This is a genomic window from Pseudomonas kairouanensis, from assembly GCF_004682055.1.
GTDB classification, from domain to species: Bacteria; Pseudomonadota; Gammaproteobacteria; order Pseudomonadales; family Pseudomonadaceae; genus Aquipseudomonas; species Aquipseudomonas kairouanensis.
The window spans coordinates 131769-148993 of sequence record NZ_QUZU01000009.1 but is presented as its reverse complement, the minus strand read 5'-3'; the positions used below and the strand labels follow the sequence as shown (position 1 = coordinate 148993).

14 protein-coding genes are annotated in these 17225 nt (G+C 61.5%); 5 read left to right on the top strand and 9 right to left on the bottom strand.

Annotation, left to right across the window (positions count from 1 at the left end):
- Window positions 1-117: 117 nt before the first annotated feature.
- The 6 genes from DYL59_RS10240 to DYL59_RS10215 all read right to left on the bottom strand — a co-directional run bounded on the left by DYL59_RS10240 (window position 118) and on the right by DYL59_RS10215 (window position 7405).
- Window positions 118-942, bottom strand: a complete 825-nt coding sequence (locus DYL59_RS10240; protein ID WP_135289079.1) for an ABC transporter permease — start codon at window positions 940-942, stop codon at window positions 118-120.
- Window positions 943-955: 13 nt separating this feature from the next.
- Window positions 956-2188: an ABC transporter permease gene (locus DYL59_RS10235; protein WP_135289078.1), complete on the bottom strand. Its 1233-nt coding sequence runs from the start codon at window positions 2186-2188 to the stop codon at window positions 956-958.
- Between the two features lie 165 nt (window positions 2189-2353).
- On the bottom strand, window positions 2354-3394 hold the full coding sequence (locus DYL59_RS10230; protein ID WP_003232586.1) for an ABC transporter substrate-binding protein: 1041 nt from the start codon (window positions 3392-3394) through the stop codon (window positions 2354-2356).
- A 44-nt stretch (window positions 3395-3438) separates the two neighbouring features.
- The gene (locus tag DYL59_RS10225; protein ID WP_135289077.1) at window positions 3439-4551 is read right to left on the bottom strand and encodes an ABC transporter ATP-binding protein; all 1113 of its coding nucleotides are present in this window, start codon (window positions 4549-4551) and stop codon (window positions 3439-3441) included.
- A gap of 211 nt (window positions 4552-4762) precedes the next feature.
- The gene (locus tag DYL59_RS10220) at window positions 4763-5392 is read right to left on the bottom strand and encodes a response regulator (protein WP_025857051.1); all 630 of its coding nucleotides are present in this window, start codon (window positions 5390-5392) and stop codon (window positions 4763-4765) included.
- A gap of 18 nt (window positions 5393-5410) precedes the next feature.
- Window positions 5411-7405, bottom strand: coding sequence for a PAS domain-containing sensor histidine kinase (locus DYL59_RS10215; protein ID WP_135289076.1), 1995 nt, complete (start codon window positions 7403-7405; stop codon window positions 5411-5413).
- Between the two features lie 77 nt (window positions 7406-7482).
- On the opposite strand from DYL59_RS10215, the gene DYL59_RS10210 reads away from it, so the two are divergent.
- Window positions 7483-8457, top strand: coding sequence for an alpha/beta hydrolase family protein (locus DYL59_RS10210; RefSeq protein ID WP_135289075.1), 975 nt, complete (start codon window positions 7483-7485; stop codon window positions 8455-8457).
- Between the two features lie 62 nt (window positions 8458-8519).
- Here the strand turns inward: DYL59_RS10210 and DYL59_RS10205 are convergent, their stop codons facing one another.
- The 3 genes from DYL59_RS10205 to DYL59_RS10195 are packed head-to-tail and all read right to left on the bottom strand — an operon-like array spanning window position 8520 to window position 10985.
- Entirely contained in the window at window positions 8520-9287 is a 768-nt protein-coding gene (locus DYL59_RS10205) for a TerB family tellurite resistance protein (protein WP_135289074.1), read from the bottom strand.
- Between the two features lies 1 nt (window position 9288).
- Window positions 9289-9963 carry an N-acetylmuramate alpha-1-phosphate uridylyltransferase MurU gene (gene murU, locus DYL59_RS10200; RefSeq protein ID WP_135289073.1) on the bottom strand — a complete coding sequence of 225 codons (675 nt, stop codon included), beginning with the start codon at window positions 9961-9963 and terminating at the stop codon, window positions 9289-9291.
- Window positions 9960-10985, bottom strand: a complete 1026-nt coding sequence (locus DYL59_RS10195; RefSeq protein ID WP_135289072.1) for an aminoglycoside phosphotransferase family protein — start codon at window positions 10983-10985, stop codon at window positions 9960-9962. Before DYL59_RS10195 ends, murU begins: the two co-directional genes overlap by 4 nt.
- Window positions 10986-11115: 130 nt before the next feature.
- Here DYL59_RS10195 and DYL59_RS10190 point away from each other — a divergent pair, with 130 nt between their 5' ends.
- Genes DYL59_RS10190 through rsmA form a run of 4 tightly spaced genes read left to right on the top strand, consistent with a single transcriptional unit; the run spans window position 11116 to window position 17030 of the window.
- Complete coding sequence (locus DYL59_RS10190; protein ID WP_135289071.1) at window positions 11116-13920, top strand: LPS-assembly protein LptD; 2805 nt, start codon at window positions 11116-11118, stop codon at window positions 13918-13920.
- A complete protein-coding gene (locus DYL59_RS10185) occupies window positions 13895-15235 on the top strand; it encodes a peptidylprolyl isomerase (protein ID WP_135289070.1) in 1341 nt (446 codons plus the stop codon). The genes DYL59_RS10190 and DYL59_RS10185 overlap by 26 nt, the downstream gene beginning before the upstream one ends.
- Window positions 15232-16221: a 4-hydroxythreonine-4-phosphate dehydrogenase PdxA gene (gene pdxA, locus DYL59_RS10180; RefSeq protein ID WP_135289069.1), complete on the top strand. Its 990-nt coding sequence runs from the start codon at window positions 15232-15234 to the stop codon at window positions 16219-16221. Before DYL59_RS10185 ends, pdxA begins: the two co-directional genes overlap by 4 nt.
- Window positions 16218-17030 (top strand): 16S rRNA (adenine(1518)-N(6)/adenine(1519)-N(6))-dimethyltransferase RsmA, encoded by an 813-nt coding sequence (gene rsmA, locus DYL59_RS10175; RefSeq protein ID WP_135289068.1) that lies wholly within the window; start codon window positions 16218-16220, stop codon window positions 17028-17030. The genes pdxA and rsmA overlap by 4 nt, the downstream gene beginning before the upstream one ends.
- Window positions 17031-17225 lie beyond the last annotated feature (195 nt).

Below are 17225 nucleotides of genomic sequence, written 5' to 3'. Positions count from 1 at the left end.
AAAACCACTGTGGGAGCGGGCTTGCTCGCGAATGCGGTGGATCAGTCGCCAAATGTACTGGCTGATACACCGCATTCGCGAGCAAGCCCGCTCCCACATTTTGATTTCCAACAGGTTTTAGATTTGGGCGGTACGCAACTTCTCGCTACGGCCGCGCAGCCATTCCAACGTCAACAACAGCAGGACCGAGAAGGCAATCAGCAAGGTGGCCGCAGCCGCAATGGTCGGGCTCAGGTTCTCGCGGATACCGCTGAACATCTGGCGCGGCAGGGTCGCTTGCTCAGGCCCGGCGAGAAACAGCGTCACCACCACCTCATCGAACGAGGTCGCAAAGGCAAACAACGCCCCGGAAATCACCCCCGGTGCAATCAGGGGCAAGGTCACCCGGCGAAATGCAGTCAGTGGCGAAGCCCCCAGACTGGCCGCCGCCCGCACCAGGTTGTGGTTAAAGCCCTGCAAGGTGGCCGACACGGTGATGATCACAAACGGCACGCCCAACACCGCATGCACCACGATCAGCGAGAAGAAGCTGTTACCCAGGCCCAACGGCGCAAAGAACAGGTAGCTGGCCACGCCAATGATCACCACCGGCACCACCATCGGCGAGATCACCAGGGCCATCACCAGCGCCTTGCCGGGGAAATTCCCACGCGTCAGGCCAATCGCCGCTAGGGTGCCGAACACCATGGCCAGCACCGTGGCCGCTGGGGCGACGATGATGCTGTTCTTGAGCGCGCGCATCCATTCGGCCGAGGCAAAGAAGTCCTGGTACCACTGCAGGGAGAAGCCTTGCAGTGGATACACCAGGAAACTGCCGCTGTTGAACGACAACGGGATGATCACCAGCACTGGCAGAATCAGGAACAACAGGATCAAGCCGCAGAGGATCCGCAAGCTGTAGAACCACACCCCCTCAACGGGCGACATATAAGGGCTCAGCATCGCAACGGTCTCCTTAGCTCAGGCGCAGGCGGCTGGCGCCCACCAGCCGGTTGTAGATCAGGTACAGCACCACGGTGGCCAGCAGCAGCAAGCCGCCCAATGCCGTGGCCATGCCCCAGTTGATGCTGGTGTTGGTGTAGAACGCCACGAAGTAGCTGACCATCTGGTCATTCGGGCTGCCCAGCAAGGCCGGGGTGATGTAGTAACCAATCGCCAGAATGAACACCAACAGGCAGCCGGCGCCGACACCGGCGTAGGTCTGCGGGAAGTACACGCGCCAGAAACTGGTGAACGGGTGGCAGCCCAGGGAAATCGCCGCCCGCATGTAGGTGGGCGAGATGCCCTTCATCACGCTGTAGATCGGCAGAATCATGAACGGCAGCAGGATATGCACCATGGAGATGTAGACCCCGGTGCGGTTGAACACCAACTCCAGGGGCTTGTCGATCAGGCCCATGCCCATCAGCGCGCTGTTGATCAGCCCACCCGATTGCAGCAACACGATCCACGCGGCGACCCGCACCAGGATCGAAGTCCAGAACGGCAGCAATACCAGGATCATCAGCAGGTTGCTCTTGCGCGCCGGCAGATTGGCCAGCAGGTACGCCAGTGGATAGGCCAACACCAGGCAGATGGCGGTGATCACCAGGCCCATCCAGAAGGTACGGGCAAAGATATCCAGGTAGATCGCCTGGTCCGGGGTGGCCGGGGCCACTTCGCCAAGGTCGTCGATACGGTGATCCACGGCCGCCAGCAGGTAGAACGGCGTCAGGCTGCTGGTGTTGCGCCGGATCGCCTGCCAGTACGCGGGGTCGCCCCAGCGTTCATCGAGGGTTTCCAACGCTTCTTTATAAGAGGCCGGCGCTTCGGTAAACGGCAGCGCCCGCGCGGTTTTGGTCAACAGGCTGCGATAGCCGGCCAGTTCCATGTTCAAGCGTTTGGACAGGTCGCCCAAGGTCTGGTTTTTGCGGGCTTCGCCCAGGTCTTCACTGAGGGCCTGGTACACCGGTTCACCCGGAAGGCCACGGCCATCCCAAGCGGTCACCGCCACCACGGTACGTGGCAAACCCGCCACCACTTCCGGGTTGCCAATGCTCTTGAACAGCAGCGCAACGATGGGCACCAGGAACACCAGCAGCAAAAACAGCACCAGCGGCGCAATCAAGGCCTGGGCCTTCCAGCGGTTGACCCGCTCGGCACGCGCCAGGCGCTGTTTGAGGGTGGGGCCTGGAATGGCGATGTCCATGGCAAACTCCGAGAATGAAAATGAATGCAATGTGCCCAACACAGCAGATCTCATGTGGGAGGTGGCTTGCTCCCGATAGCAGTCTGTCAGTTGATGAATGTATCTACTGATGCACCGCTATCGGGAGCAAGCCCCCTCCCACAGGGGTTACAGGTACGACATGAGTTACTTGGCAGCCCAAGAGTTGAAGCGCTGCTCCAACTGCTCACCGTTATCGGCCCAGAAGCTCACGTCGATCTGCACCTGGTTGGCGATGTTTTCCGGGGTGGTCGGCATGTCCTTGAGGATGTCCTTGGCCAGCAACGGTACGGCTTGGGTGTTGGCCGGGCCGTAGGCGATGTTTTCCGAGTAGGTCTTCTGCTGCTGCGGCTGCACCGAGAAAGCGATGAATTTCTTCGCCGCCTCGGCACGGTCCTTGGCCAGGCCTTTAGGAATCGCCCACGCGTCGAAGTCGTAGATGCCGCCGTTCCACACCACCTTCAGGTTGCTTTCTTTCTGCACGGCCGCGATCCGGCCGTTGTAGGCCGAGCTCATCACCACGTCACCCGAGGCGAGGTACTGCGGCGGTTGTGCGCCGGCTTCCCACCACTGGATCGACGGCTTGAGTTCGTCGAGTTTCTTGAACGCACGGTCCTGGCCATCTTTGCCGGCCAGCACTTTGTAGACGTCCTTGGGCGCCACGCCGTCGGCCATCAGAGCGAATTCCAGGGTGTACTTGGCGCCTTTGCGCAGGCCGCGCTTGCCGGGGAATTTCTTGGTGTCCCAGAAATCCGCCCAGCTGGTGGGCGCGCTGGTCAGTTTGTCGGCGTTGTAGGCCAGCACCGTGGACCATACGAAGAAGCCCACGCCGCAGGGCTGGATGGCGCCTTTCACGTAGTCGGCGGTGTTGCCAAACAGTTTCGGGTCCAGGGGCTCGAACATGTCTTCGTCGCAACCACGGGACAGCTCTGGCGATTCCACTTCCACCAGGTCCCAGGACACGCTCTTGGTGTCGACCATGGCTTTGACCTTGGCCATCTCGCCGTTGTACTCACCGGCGACGATCTTGCCGTTGCCCGCGCTTTCCCACGGTGCATAGAAAGCCTTGACCTGGGCCGCCTTGTTCGCGCCGCCAAAGGACACGACGGTCAGGTCCGGGCCGGCCATGGCCTGGGTCGCGCCCATCAAACCGAGGGCCAGCGCTGAATACTTCAGGGATTTCAACATTGTTGTTCTCTCCACGAGCAGGGTTGGTGAAGCCATGGGGGCGATCAATTCGCCTCTAGAAGTGGGTCGAGTGCGCGAACGTGCTCGACTTGCCAGCCAATCGGTACCACGTCGCCAACCGCCAGCGCTGGATCCAGCTCGGCAATCGGTTGTTTCACAAAAAAATCGGTCTTGCCGCAGACTTCCAGGCGTACGCGAACGTGGTCGCCCAGGTAGATGAATTCGGCCACGCGGCCGGAGAAGCGGTTGACGCAGCTTTCGCTGGAGCCGTTGAGGCTGACGCGCTCGGGGCGCACCGACAGGGTCACCGGGCCGCCGACCTGGCCGACATTCACCGCCAGTGCCTCGACCTTCTCCCCTCGCGCCAGCTCCACCACGCAGCGGTCGCCGGTATGGCTGTGCAGGCGACCGTTGAGGCGGTTGTTTTCACCGATGAAGTTGGCAACGAAAGTGTTTTTCGGCTCTTCGTAGAGGGTGCGCGGCGCGGCGATCTGTTGGATCTCGCCCTGATGGAACACCGCCACGCGGTCAGACATGGTCAGCGCCTCGCCCTGGTCGTGGGTGACATACACCACAGTGACGCCCAGGCGCTGGTGCAGGTGCTTGATCTCCATCTGCATGTGTTCGCGCAGTTGCTTGTCGAGGGCGCCAAGGGGTTCATCCATCAGTACCAACTGGGGCTCGAACACCAGGGCACGGGCCAGTGCCACACGCTGTTGCTGGCCGCCGGACAATTGCGCCGGGTAGCGCTGGGCAAAGGCATCGAGCTGCACCATGTTCAGCACGCGCTTGACCCGCTCGCTGATGTCGGTCTTGCTCAAACCCCGTACCGACAACGGGAACGCCAGGTTCTCGGCAACGGTCATGTGGGGGAACAGGGCGTAGTTCTGGAACACCATGCCGATGTCACGCTTGTGCGGCGGCACGTTGTTGATGGAGCGCCCGGCCAGCTGGATTTCGCCAGCGGTCGGCGTTTCAAAGCCGGCGAGCATCATCAGGCTGGTGGTCTTGCCCGAACCGGAAGGCCCGAGCAGGGTAAGGAACTCGCCCTTGCGAATCTCCAGGTTGAGGTCTTTGACGATCAGGTTCTCGCCGTCGTAGCTCTTCTGCACGCCACGAAAGCTGACCAGGACATCATTTGAATCCACCTCGCTCATACCCGCACCTTTGTGTTTTGGACTGCCGTGGCACAAGCGTAGTCCAGGCTGCACGCCGCGGAAATCGGGGGCTAGGAGAGAATTGCATCAGCCGGATGGAAGGTTGGGGGTAGGGATCGCCCTACACGGATGGCGGGGATGGAACAGTGCCGATGCGCCAGGCGCCGGGAATGGGCTCAGCGCGTTTCAGAGGGGGTCGTAAACAGGCATGTCACAGTAACTTATGCTCCATGGCGTACTTCACCAGTTCCGCCAGGGACGTGATGTTGAGCTTTTGCATCAACCGCGCCTTGTGGGTGCTGATGGTCTTGCTGCTCAGGGCCAGTTGCTGGGCGATGTCATTGACGTTGGCGCCCTGGGCCAGGCGTTCGAACACCGAGAACTCGCGCTCAGAGAGCAACGAATGCAGCGGCCGCGCATCCGTCAGGCCCACTTCAAAGACCATGCGGTCCGCCAGGTCCGGGTCGATATAACGCCCGCCCGCCGCCACCTTGCGAATCGCGGTGAGCAGCAGCGCCGGGTCGCTGTCCTTGGTGGCATAACCGGCCGCCCCCACCTTCAGGGCACGGGCGGCCATTTGCGCTTCATCATGCATGGACAACACCAGGATCGCAGGCGGGTTGTTCAGCGCACGAATCCGCGCAATCGCTTCCAGGCCGTTGACGCCGGGCATCGAGATATCCAGCAACACCACCTCGCAGGGCACATGGCGCAGGGTCTCCAGCAATTGTTCGCCGTTGCTCGCCTCCCCCACCACCAACAGGTCTTTGGCCAGGCCGATCAATTGCTTGATGCCTTCACGAACAATGGTGTGGTCTTCGGCTACCAGTACGCGGATCACAGGGTTTTCCTCTTGGGGTTAAACATCCAACGGCACCGTGACACTCAGGGTGGTGCCCTCCCCTAACTCACTCTGCAGGCTCAACTGCCCGCCCATGATCAGCACCCGCTCGCGCATGCCCACCAGGCCAAACGACACGGCGCGGCCCTGGGCCTGAACGAACCCGACGCCATCATCGCTGATGGTCAGGCGCAAATCCGTGCCTTCCATCGCCAAGGTCAGCTCCACCGTATGGGCCTGGGCATGGCGCATCACATTGGTCAGCGCCTCCTGCAGGATACGGAACAGGCCGATGGCCTTGGCATCGCTCAGGGCCGGCAGGTTATCGGGAACCTGGACCAGGCAGGGAATCTGCGTGCGCGCTTCAAAACGCCTGGCCTGCCATTCGATGGCCGAGGCAATGCCCGCATCGAGAATCGGCGGGCGCAGGGCGGTGGCCACGTCGCGCACCAGCTGGAACAACTGGGCGATCAGACGCTTCATGCTGTTCAAGCGCTCATTAAGGCCGGGGTCCAGTTGTGAATAGGCCAACTCGCACATGGAAGTCTCCAGCTTGAGCACGGTGAGCATCTGCCCCAGTTCGTCATGCACTTCGCGGGCGATGCGGGCCTTTTCTTCTTCGCGCACGGTCTCCAAATGGGCGGACAACTCACGCAACTGGGCCTCGCTTTGCAGCAACGCGGCCACGTAGCGGCGGCGCTCGGTGACGTCATTGAGGTAAACCACCAAGTACTCGCCGTCAGCAAAGCGCAGGAAACTCAAGGACACATCGGCCGGCAGGACACTACCGTCGGCGCGTCGGCAATCGGTGGCAAAATTCTGCGGGCCGTCGTCGCTGGCGCGAGCGCGCTTCCACAGGTTGAGCCAGCGGTCCATGTCCAGGGTGGGGTCGAGGTCGATCAATGGCCGTTCGATCAACGCGTCAGGGCCGTAACCGAGCATGGTTTCGGCGGCACGGTTGGCGTAGCGCACATGGCTGTCCCAATTGACCCACAAGATGCCCACGGTGCTCTGATCGATGGAAAACTGCGTGAGCCGCAATGCCTCGGCACCGGCAGCGCGGGCGGCACTTTCTTCGCGGGCGGCGAGCAGGCCGTGCTCCAACACCCGCTGCTGGCGGCGCTGCCAGAATACGATCGCCAGGCTGGCGAGCAGGAACAGGCTTAGCAATAAACAGAGGTTTTGCCACAGGCCTGGGGACTCGGTCAGCCGCGGGTATTTGGGTTGCAGCCAGCGGCTGTGGAGTTGGTCCAGGTCACGGGCGGGAATGGCCCGCAGGGCACTGTCCATGATGCCGGACAACTCGGGCCAATCCCGGCGTGTGGCCACCCGCAGCAATTGCGGCAGGCCGATATCCCCGACCACCGCCAGCCCGGCAAACTCCGCCTCCCCAGACAAGCGGCTCAGTTGCGCTTCATCCACCACTGCATAGCGCGCCTGTTGGCTCACCAGCAATTGCAGGGCCTGGCGCTCCATGGGCACGCCTTGCAGGTTGAGGCTCGGGTAAGTGCTGCGCAGGTAGTCGGCCACGGCACTGGGCATGCGCACGGCGACGCGGGACTGGTCATCGAGCTTCTCCAACTCCACTGCGCCGCCGCCGTCACGGATGCCGACGATATGCTGGGGCACACGCATATAGGGGTCGGTGAACAACCACAAGCGCAGGCCGGACGGGGTTTGTTGCAGGCCAGGGGCCAGGTCTATCTCGCCCTCACGCAGGGCACTTTCCAGTTGTTCCTGATTGGGGAAATTGCGCCAGGTCAGCTCGATGCCCAGCGCCTTGGCCAGCCACTGCATCAGCTCTACATTCGCCCCGGACAATCGCTGCAAGCGCCGGTCGTATTGGGCAAAGGGCGCCTGCAACACCACGCCCACCCGCAGTTCCGGGTGCTCGGCCAACCATTGGCGTTGCTGGGTGTTGAGTTGCGCTTGCGGTGCACCAGGCACAGTGGCGGCGTTCGCCATCAAGGCAAACCACAAACAGCCGATAACCAGCAGACAGCGAAAAACCATGATCCACGTCTCACATCACTGACAAACACTGACCAACCCATTAGGCTGCTGGAATCTCTTCTGGCCGGGAATTAACGATGCCCTTTATTCACCGCTCAGCACTGCCAGCATTGTGCCTGTCGCTGCTCTTTACCAGCGCCTTTTCTGTACACGCCGCCGATGAACCGGCCGCGGTCGCCGAAAAACCGGTCGAACGCCAGCCCTTGCCCGAACGCAGCCAGGAAGAAGCCAGCGCCCTGGAACGCAAGATCCCACAACAGGAGCAGCAACAACTGCAAGCTGGCAGCGACTCCTTCCTCGCCCTGTGGAAACCGGCCAACAGCGCCGAGCCTGAAGGCGTGGTGATTATCGTACCGGGCAGCGGCGAAAATGCTGACTGGCCGCAAGCAATCAGCCCGTTGCGCCACAAATTACCGGATGCCAACTGGGGCACCCTCAGCCTGTCGCTGCCGGATGTGAGCGTGGACACCCTGCCACCGCGTGTGATGGAAGCCCCCAAGGCCACCGTCGACACCAGCAGCAAGGAGGCCAGCACCGCCGACAAACCGATCGAGCAAGCCGCCAGCGCCGAGGCCGAAGGCACCGACCCGTCGGTAGTACCTGGCGCCGATGAGCAGGACAAGACCGATGCCTCGCGCATCTTCGACCGTATCGATGCCGCCGTGGCTTTCGCCCAAACCCAGGGTGCGCGCAGTGTGGTGCTGGTGGGCCATGGCACGGGGGCATGGTGGGCCGCGCGGTATTTGACAGAGAAGCAGCCGTCGCAGGTGCAGAAACTAGTCATGGTCGCCGCGCAGACGCCGAACGGACGCCATCCGGATGTGCAGCAATTAGCGCCTGGCTTGAAGCTGCCGACTGCGGATGTGTTTTATCAAGACAACGCCCAGGCACGCAAAAATGCCCAGGCCCGGGCACAGGCGGCCAAGCGCGCGAAGAATGATGGGTATAAACAGGTGTCCCTCAAGACCGTGCCTGGCAACAGCGCGGCCGAGCAAGAGCAGTTGTATCGAAGGATTCGTGGGTGGTTGAGCCCGCAGGCGGTTACAGACTGATCACCTACCTCAAGAGCACCGCCCCCACATTGGAATGGGTTATCAAAACAAGAAAGTGGTGCCTAACGAAAATCCCGCCGCTCGCGAATCAACGCATACGCACTGTGCAACTCCCGCGTACGCTCAGTCGCCTCACGCACCTGCGCAGGGCTGGCGCCACTGCCGGCTACCTTGTCCGGGTGATGGCGGCTGAGCAAGCGACGATAAGCGCCCTTGATCACCGACGGCTCGGACGTGGCCGTTACACCCAGCAAACGCAATGCGTCCTGATAAGTGCCGTTTCGATTGATCAGCGGCTTGCGCTCCGGCGTGAAGTCGGCAGCCAGCGCCTTGAGTTGCTGCGGCGTCCAACCCAGCCACTTGCCCCACAGGTCGATCAAGTCGCGTTCTGCGTCATCCGCCCGGCCGTCCGCCCATGCCATTCGCCAGCACGCGCGCAATACACCTTCGGCCGCGTGGGGCTGGGCCTTGAGCACGCGCAAATAACTGCGCACCCGGTCAGTGCCGGATTTGCCACGGTTGAACGCCGCAATCGCACGGCGCTGGGCTGAATCGCTCATATCCAGTGCGCGCATTTCCTGGCGCGCCTGCTGGATATGCCCGTCGGCTACACGGCCATTGCTCTTGGCCAGGCGCCCCAGCAACACAAACAACAACTCGTCATTGCGCAGTGCCGCACGCCCGCCCAGGCGTTCGCGCAGCTGCGCCCAGCTGTGCAGTTGCAGGCGACGGTCCAGCGCCTGCCCCAGCAACGCACCGAGCAACGCACCGGGAATACTGGCAACCAAAAAGCCAGCCCCGGCGCCGATCAGCGTCCCTGGCCACAACATGTTACTGCCCCGCTGTCAGCAGGGTTTCGACTTGCGCCAGGCGCTCCAGCGTGCCGACATCGATCCAGCGTCCCGCCATGTGTTCCCCCGTTACCAAACCTTTGGCCATCGCCGCCCGCAACAGCGGCGCCAGCTTGAAGGCACCAGCGCTGCAACCCGCGAACAGCTGGGGGTCGAGCACTGAAATGCCACTGAAGGTCAGGTTATCGGCACCGGCCGCAGCATCATGAAGCAAACCCTGATCAAGGTAGAAATCACCGCCCGAGGGGTGATGCGCCGGGTTGTCCACCATCACCAAATGCGCCAGCCCCCGCAGCGGCTGCTTGAGTTGGGTAAAGTCGTAGTCGGTCCAGATATCGCCGTTGACCACCAGGAACGGCTCATCTCCCAACAAGGACAACGCCTGGAAAATCCCGCCGCCGGTTTCCAGCGGCTCGCCCTCCGGCGAATAGCGGATGCGCAGGCCGAACTGCGCACCGTCCCCCAGGTAGCTTTCGATCTGCTGACCGAGCCAGGCGTGGTTGATCACGATATCGGTGAATCCGGCCTTGGCCAGCGCCTCCAGGTGATACTCGATCAAACGCTTGCCACCGGCCTGCACCAGGGGCTTGGGCGTGTGCAAGGTGAGCGGACGCATCCGCTCGCCTTTGCCGGCAGCCAGGATCATGGCCTTCATACATTTGCCTCGGCAGGCTGACGCAGGCTGGCCAGCAATTGGGCCAAATCGCTCAACTCAGGACGCTCCGCCAGCACGGCTTCTATATAGGCGAAGAAACGCGGCACGTCGGCCAGGTAGCGAGGCTTGCCGTCACGGTGGCAGATGCGCGCAAAGATGCCGATGACCTTGAGGTGACGCTGCACGCCCATCAGGTCGCTGGCTTGCAGGAAGTCGTTGAAGTCCGCCTGCACAGGAATGCCGGCCTGGCTCGCACGCGCCCAATAGGTGCGCTGCCATTCCCGTACACGGGGTTGGGGCCAACTGAGGAACGCGTCCTTGAACAGACAGGTGATGTCGTAGGTCACTGGGCCGTACACCGCATCCTGGAAATCCAGCACGCCGGGGTTCGGCTCGCTGATCATCAGGTTGCGCGGCATATAGTCGCGGTGCACCAGCACTTTCGGCTGGGCCAGGGCGCTGTCGATCAGCAGATCGCTGGCGCGCTGCCATAGGGCTTGCTGCCGAGTATCAAACTCGACCCCCAGATGCCGGCGCACGTACCACTCGGGAAACAGCTCAAGCTCCCGACGCAGCAAGGCAATGTCGTAGCTGGGCAGCGGGGCGTCCATCGGCAACTGCTGGAAAGCCAGCAAGGCATCGATGGCATCGGCGAACAATTGATCGGCGTTTTGCTCGTCAATCACATCCAGATAAGTTTTTTGGCCCAGGTCATTGAGCAAAAGAAACCCGCGCGGCAAATCTTCTGCATAAATTTTTGGCACATTTATGCCCGACTTTGCCAGCAAATGGGCGATATCGACGAAGGGTTTGCAGTTTTCCTGGGGGGGCGGAGCGTCCATCACCACGAAAGTGCGGCCACCGCCGTCCCAACGGAAGTAGCGCCGGAAACTCGCGTCACTGCTGGCCGCGGTCAATGTGGCCGGGGGTACGGCACCCCAACCCTGGGCGTTGAAAAGGATTGGTAACTGCTCATCCAGCCAGACTTCCAGCTGTTGTAAACGTAGATCTTGCTCGGGCATTACAAGGGTCTCCGACGGCGCTAGCCGTCAAGCGGGTCATGCTTTATTATCACGCATCTTTTTCAGACCATCGAGAGGCGTGCGGCCCACACCGCGGGCAGATGGCACGCAGGAAGCCCGGACTAATAAGATGGCATTGAAATCCCCCGCGTTTCGTAGAAAATTTCCGTTGCTGGTAACCGGCAGTCTGCTGGCCATGCAACCTTTCGCCACCTCATTCGTGGTCGCCGCGGAACAGTATGACTGCTCAGTCTCTGCTTCGGGTGCCTGGGATTGCGCGCCAAAAACCGCCGCAGCCCCGTTGCCACCGCGTCCCGTGCATGACGGCGCCGCCGTCAGCACGGCGCCGCAAGGCGAAACCGGCGGCAAAGCCGAGGCCGCGCCGCAGACCGCACTGGTCACTGACTCCAAGGGCCGTGGCCTGCGTTCGCGCAGTGCCGACTACAGCCACCTGGACTGGGTACCTCGCGACAAGCTGACCGCAGCCCAACTGGCCGAAACCGGTCCGTATTGCGGTGGTGCGTACATCGAGCCGATTCGTCCTGGCATGAATGACAAGACGAACAAGAGCGATGCACCGACCTTCATCGGCGCCAAGGCCTCTCGTTACGAGCAGGAACAACAAGTCGCAACCCTGGCCGGTGACGTCGTCATGCGCCAGGGCAGTATGCAGCTTGAAGCCGAGGAAGCCAGCCTGTACCAGGCCGAAAGCCGCGGCGAACTGAACGGCAACGTGCGCATGCGCGACAACGGCGCCCTGATCGTTGGCGACCACGCCCAGGTCCAGCTGGACACCGGTGCGGCGCAGATCGACAACGCCGAGTACGTGTTGCACAAGTCGCGCATCCGCGGCAACGCGCTGTACGCCAAGCGTGCCGAAAACGCGATCATCCGCCTCAAGGACGGTACGTACACCACCTGCGAGCCAGACAGCAACGCCTGGCAGCTCAAGGGCAACAACATCACGTTGAACCCGGCCACCGGTTTCGGTACGGCCACCAACGCGACGCTGCGGATCAAGAACATCCCGATCCTGTACACCCCCTACATCTATTTCCCGATCGACGACCGTCGTCAATCCGGCTTCCTGCCACCGAGCTTCAGCTCCGGCAGCGAGACCGGCTTTACCCTGGTTACGCCGTACTACTTCAACCTGGCGCCCAACTACGACGCCACGTTGTACCCGCAATACATGACCAAGCGCGGCATGTTGATGGAAGGCGAATTCCGCTACCTCACCAAGTCCAGCGAAGGCCAGTTCGGCGGCGCGTACCTGAACGACGACAACGACGAGCGCAAAAAACAGACCGACTACGAAAAAACCCGCTACATGCTCAACTGGCAACACAAGGGCGGGTTGGATTCGCGTGTACTGACCCAGGTCGACTACACCACGATCAGCGATCCGTACTACTTCCAGGACCTCAAGTCCTACCAGGAAGGCGTCGAGAGTTCCGACTACGTGAACCAGCAGGGTTCCGTGACCTATCGTGGCGACACCTTCCAGGCTCGCTTGAACCTGCAGGCCTACCAGCTGGCGACGATTTCTCAGGTCACACCGTATGACCGCCTGCCGCAAATCACCTTCAACGGCACCCTGCCGTACCATCCGGGTGGTTTGAACTTCAGCTACGAGACCGAGGCAGTACGCTTCGAGCGCGACCTGGAAAACGGCAACTTCACCAATGAAAACGGTGATGTCGAGCGCCGCCTGGACACCTATGTCCGTGGCCTGACCCGTGCAAACGGTACCCGCCTGAACGTAGCGCCAGCCGTTGAATACCCGATGAACTGGACCTACGGCTTCGTAACGCCGAAGCTCAAGTACGTCTACACCAAGTACGACCTGGACCTGGACAGCATCGGCAAGAACCAGATCATTGCTGATCAGGCCGAAGCAGTAGCAAATGGTACCCGGTACGCAGGCGGCACGTTCAAGAGTTCCCAGGACCGTGCGGTTCCGGTGGCCAGCATCGACAGCGGCCTGTACTTCGACCGCAATACCAACTGGTTCGGCACCAACTATCGCCAGACCCTTGAGCCGCGCGCGTTCTACCTGTACGTGCCAGACAAGGACCAGAGCGATATCCCGGTGTTCGACACCAGCGAATACTCGTTCAGCTACGCCTCGCTGTTCCGCGACAACCGCTTCAGCGGTTCAGACCGTATCGGCGACGAAAACAAACTGTCCCTGGGCTTGACCAGTCGCTGGATCGAAGACAACGGCTTCGAGCGTCAGCGCGTATCCGTGGGTCAGGCGCTGTACTTCAAGGATCGTGAAGTCCAACTGCCGGGGATCCTGGCGTCCGAACGTGCCGACGCACAGAACGATGTCTCCCCAGTCGCCCTGGACTACGAGTTCCGCTTCAACCGCGACTGGCGTGCCACCGCCGACTACAACTGGGACACCGAAGAGCACGCTCCTCGTTCCGGTAGCGCGATGCTGCACTATCAGCCAGAAGACAACCCGAACAAGATCATCAACGTTGGCTACCGCTATCGTAATGACCAGGTTGTCTACAACCAGTTGACCGGCAAATGGCAATTCGGTGGTGACTACGGTCAGCCAGGCGACGAGAATTACGTGAAGGATTACTACAAAATCCAACAGCACGACTTCTCGATGATGTGGCCGATCGTTCCACAGTGGAACCTGATCACCCGCTGGCAGTACGACTATGCCCGCAACCGTACCCTGGAAGCCTTCGGTGGTTTCGAGTACGACAACTGCTGCTGGAAACTGCGCGTCATCAACCGTTACTGGGTTTCCAACGACGAATACAGCCAGATCGCCCCGCTTAACGAAAAGGGTGACCACGGGCTCTTCTTCCAGATCGTCCTCAAAGGACTCGGCGGCCTGACCGGCGCCAAGGTAGAGAGCTTCCTCGACAAAGGCATTGAAGGTTATCGTGAACGTGAAGACCAAGCTTTCTGAGTGTCTGCGCCCGCTAGTGCTGGGCGCGCTGTTCCTGGGTACCGCATCGGCGCACGCTGCGGTTCAAGAACTGGATAAGGTAGTGGCCATCGTCGATAACGACGTGATCATGCAGAGCCAACTGGACCAGCGCGTCAAGGAAGTCCAGCAAACCATCGCCAAGCGTGGCGGTGGCGTGCCACCGACCAGCGTCCTGGACCAGCAGGTGCTGGAGCGCCTGATCGTCGAGAACCTGCAGTTGCAGATTGGCGATCGTTCCGGCATCCGCATCTCGGACGAAGAACTGAACCAGGCCGTTGGCACTATTGCCCAGCGCAACAACATGAGCATCGACCAGTTCCGCGCAGCCCTGGCTCACGACGGTTTGTCCTATGAGGACGCCCGTGACCAGATCCGCCGTGAAATGATCATCAGCCGTGTCCGTCAGCGCCGTGTGGCCGAGCGGGTTCAGGTGTCCGAGCAGGAAGTGAAGAACTTCCTGGCATCGGACCTGGGCAAGATGCAGCTTTCCGAAGAACTGCACCTGGCCAATATCCTGATTCCTACCCCGGACAGCGCCAACTCCGAGCAGCTCAATGCGGCCGCCGCCAAGACCCAGGCTATCTATGATCGCTTGAAGGCGGGCGCTGATTTCGCCCAGATGGCCATTGCCCAATCCGGCAGCGACAACGCCCTCGAAGGCGGTGACATGGGCTGGCGTAAAGCTGCTCAATTGCCACCTCCGTTCGACCGTGAGCTGAGCGCGATGGAAGTGGGCGGCATCACCCAGCCTGCCCGTACTCCAGGCGGTTTCATCATCCTGAAGTTGCTGGAGCGTCGTGGTGGCGAGACCTCGCTGAAAGACGAAGTTCACGTTCGTCACATCCTGGTCAAACCAAGCGAAATCCGCACCGAAGCCCAAACCAAGGAATTGGCCCAGAAGATCTACGACCGCATCGAAAGCGGCGAAGACTTCGCCACCCTGGCCAAAAGCTTCTCGGAAGACCCAGGCTCTGCCCTCAACGGCGGCGACCTGAACTGGATCGACCCCAAAGCATTGGTGCCGGAGTTCCAACAGGTGATGGCCGATACCCCGCAGGGTGTATTGTCCAAGCCGTTCAAGACCCAATACGGCTGGCACGTGCTGGAAGTCCTTGGCCGTCGCGCCACCGACAACACCAGCCAGGCCCGCGAGCAACAAGCGCTGAACGTACTGCGTAACCGCAAATATGACGAAGAGCTGCAAACCTGGTTGCGTCAGATCCGCGACGAAGCCTACGTAGAGAACAAGCTGCCAGGCGCCGAGCAAACAGGCACCGACCAGGCCACCCAGTGAAACCCCAGCGTTTCGCGGTAACACCCGGCGAGCCGGCCGGCATTGGTCCAGACCTGTGCCTGCTGCTCGCCTCGCAAGCCCAGCCACACCCCCTGATCGCCATTACCAGCCGCGACCTGCTCATCGAGCGGGCCGCGCAACTGGGTGTGGCAGTCAGCTTGCTGGACGCGTCGCCAGGCAACTGGCCCGACGTGCCTGCCCCCGCCGGCAGCCTTTATGTGTGGGACACCCCACTGCAGGCCAAGGTGGTTGCCGGGCAACTGGACAAGGCCAACGCCGCATTCGTCCTGCAAACCCTGACCCGTGCCGGGCAAGGCTGCATCGACGGCGACTTCGCCGGGATGATCACCGCCCCGGTGCACAAAGGCGTGATCAATGAATCTGGCATCGCCTTCTCCGGGCATACCGAATTCCTCGCCGAACTGACCCACACCGAACAAGTCGTAATGATGCTGGCCACGCACGGCCTGCGTGTCGCCCTGGTGACCACGCACCTGCCACTGCGCGAGATTGCCGACGCCATTACCGTTGAGCGGCTGGAACGCGTCACGCGCATCCTGCACGCCGACCTGCAACAAAAATTCGGCATCGCCCAACCGCGCATCCTGGTCTGTGGGCTCAACCCCCACGCCGGTGAAGGCGGCCACCTGGGCCATGAAGAAATCGACATCATCGAACCAACCCTGGAGCGTCTGCGCCAAGAAGGCATGGACCTGCGTGGCCCGCTGCCTGCAGACACTCTGTTTACCCCCAAATATCTGGAGCACTGCGATGCAGTGCTGGCGATGTACCACGACCAGGGGCTGCCGGTGCTTAAATACAAAGGCTTCGGCGCCGCCGTCAACGTGACACTGGGCCTGCCGATCATCCGTACCTCCGTCGACCATGGCACTGCCCTGGACCTGGCGGGCAGCGGCAAGATCGATACCGGCAGCCTGCACGTAGCCCTGGAAACCGCCTATCAGATGGCCGAGACCCGTATATGACCGAGCATTACCAACACCGGGCGCGCAAGCGCTTCGGGCAAAACTTCCTGCACGATGCTGGCGTGATCGACCGCATCCTGCGCTCCATCCATGCCAAGCCTGAAGACCGCCTGCTGGAAATCGGCCCAGGCCAGGGCGCGCTGACCCAAGGCCTGCTGGCCAGCGGTGGCCAACTGGACGTAGTGGAGCTGGACAAGGACCTGATCCCGATCCTCAACCAGCAGTTTGCCGGCAAGTCCAACTTCAACCTGCACCAGGGCGATGCACTGAAGTTCGACTTCAACACCCTCAACGCCGCGCCTAACAGCCTGCGCGTGGTGGGTAACCTGCCGTACAACATCTCCACACCGCTGATTTTTCACCTGCTCAACAACGCCGGGATCATCCGCGACATGCACTTCATGCTGCAAAAAGAAGTGGTGGAGCGCCTGGCCGCAGGGCCGGGTGGTGGTGATTGGGGCCGTCTGTCGATCATGGTTCAGTACCACTGCCGTGTAGAACACCTGTTCAATGTGGGCCCCGGCGCGTTCAACCCACCGCCGAAGGTCGACTCGGCCATCGTGCGCCTGGTGCCCCACGCGGTACTGCCGCACCCGGCCAAGGATCACAAGTTGCTGGAGCGCATCGTACGCGAGGCCTTCAACCAGCGCCGCAAGACCTTGCGCAACACCCTCAAGGCCCTGCTGAGCAACGCTGAAATCGAAGCTGCCGGCGTCGACGGCAGCCTGCGCCCCGAGCAGTTGGACCTGGCCGCATTCGTGCGCCTGGCCGACCAGTTGGCGATCCAGCCTGCGCCGACAACGGAGTAAGGTTCAACGCAAATCAAATGTGGGAGCGGGCTTGCTCGCGAAGGCGGTGTGTCAGTGCCAGGTTCATTGGCTGACACTACGCATTCGCGAGCAAGCCCGCTCCCACATTCTCCGCGCGGCCAGACACCATGTCTGGCCTAGTGCCCACCTCTTGGCCTAGACTGACTCGCATCTGCTGTCCTCCGCTTTTTAAGG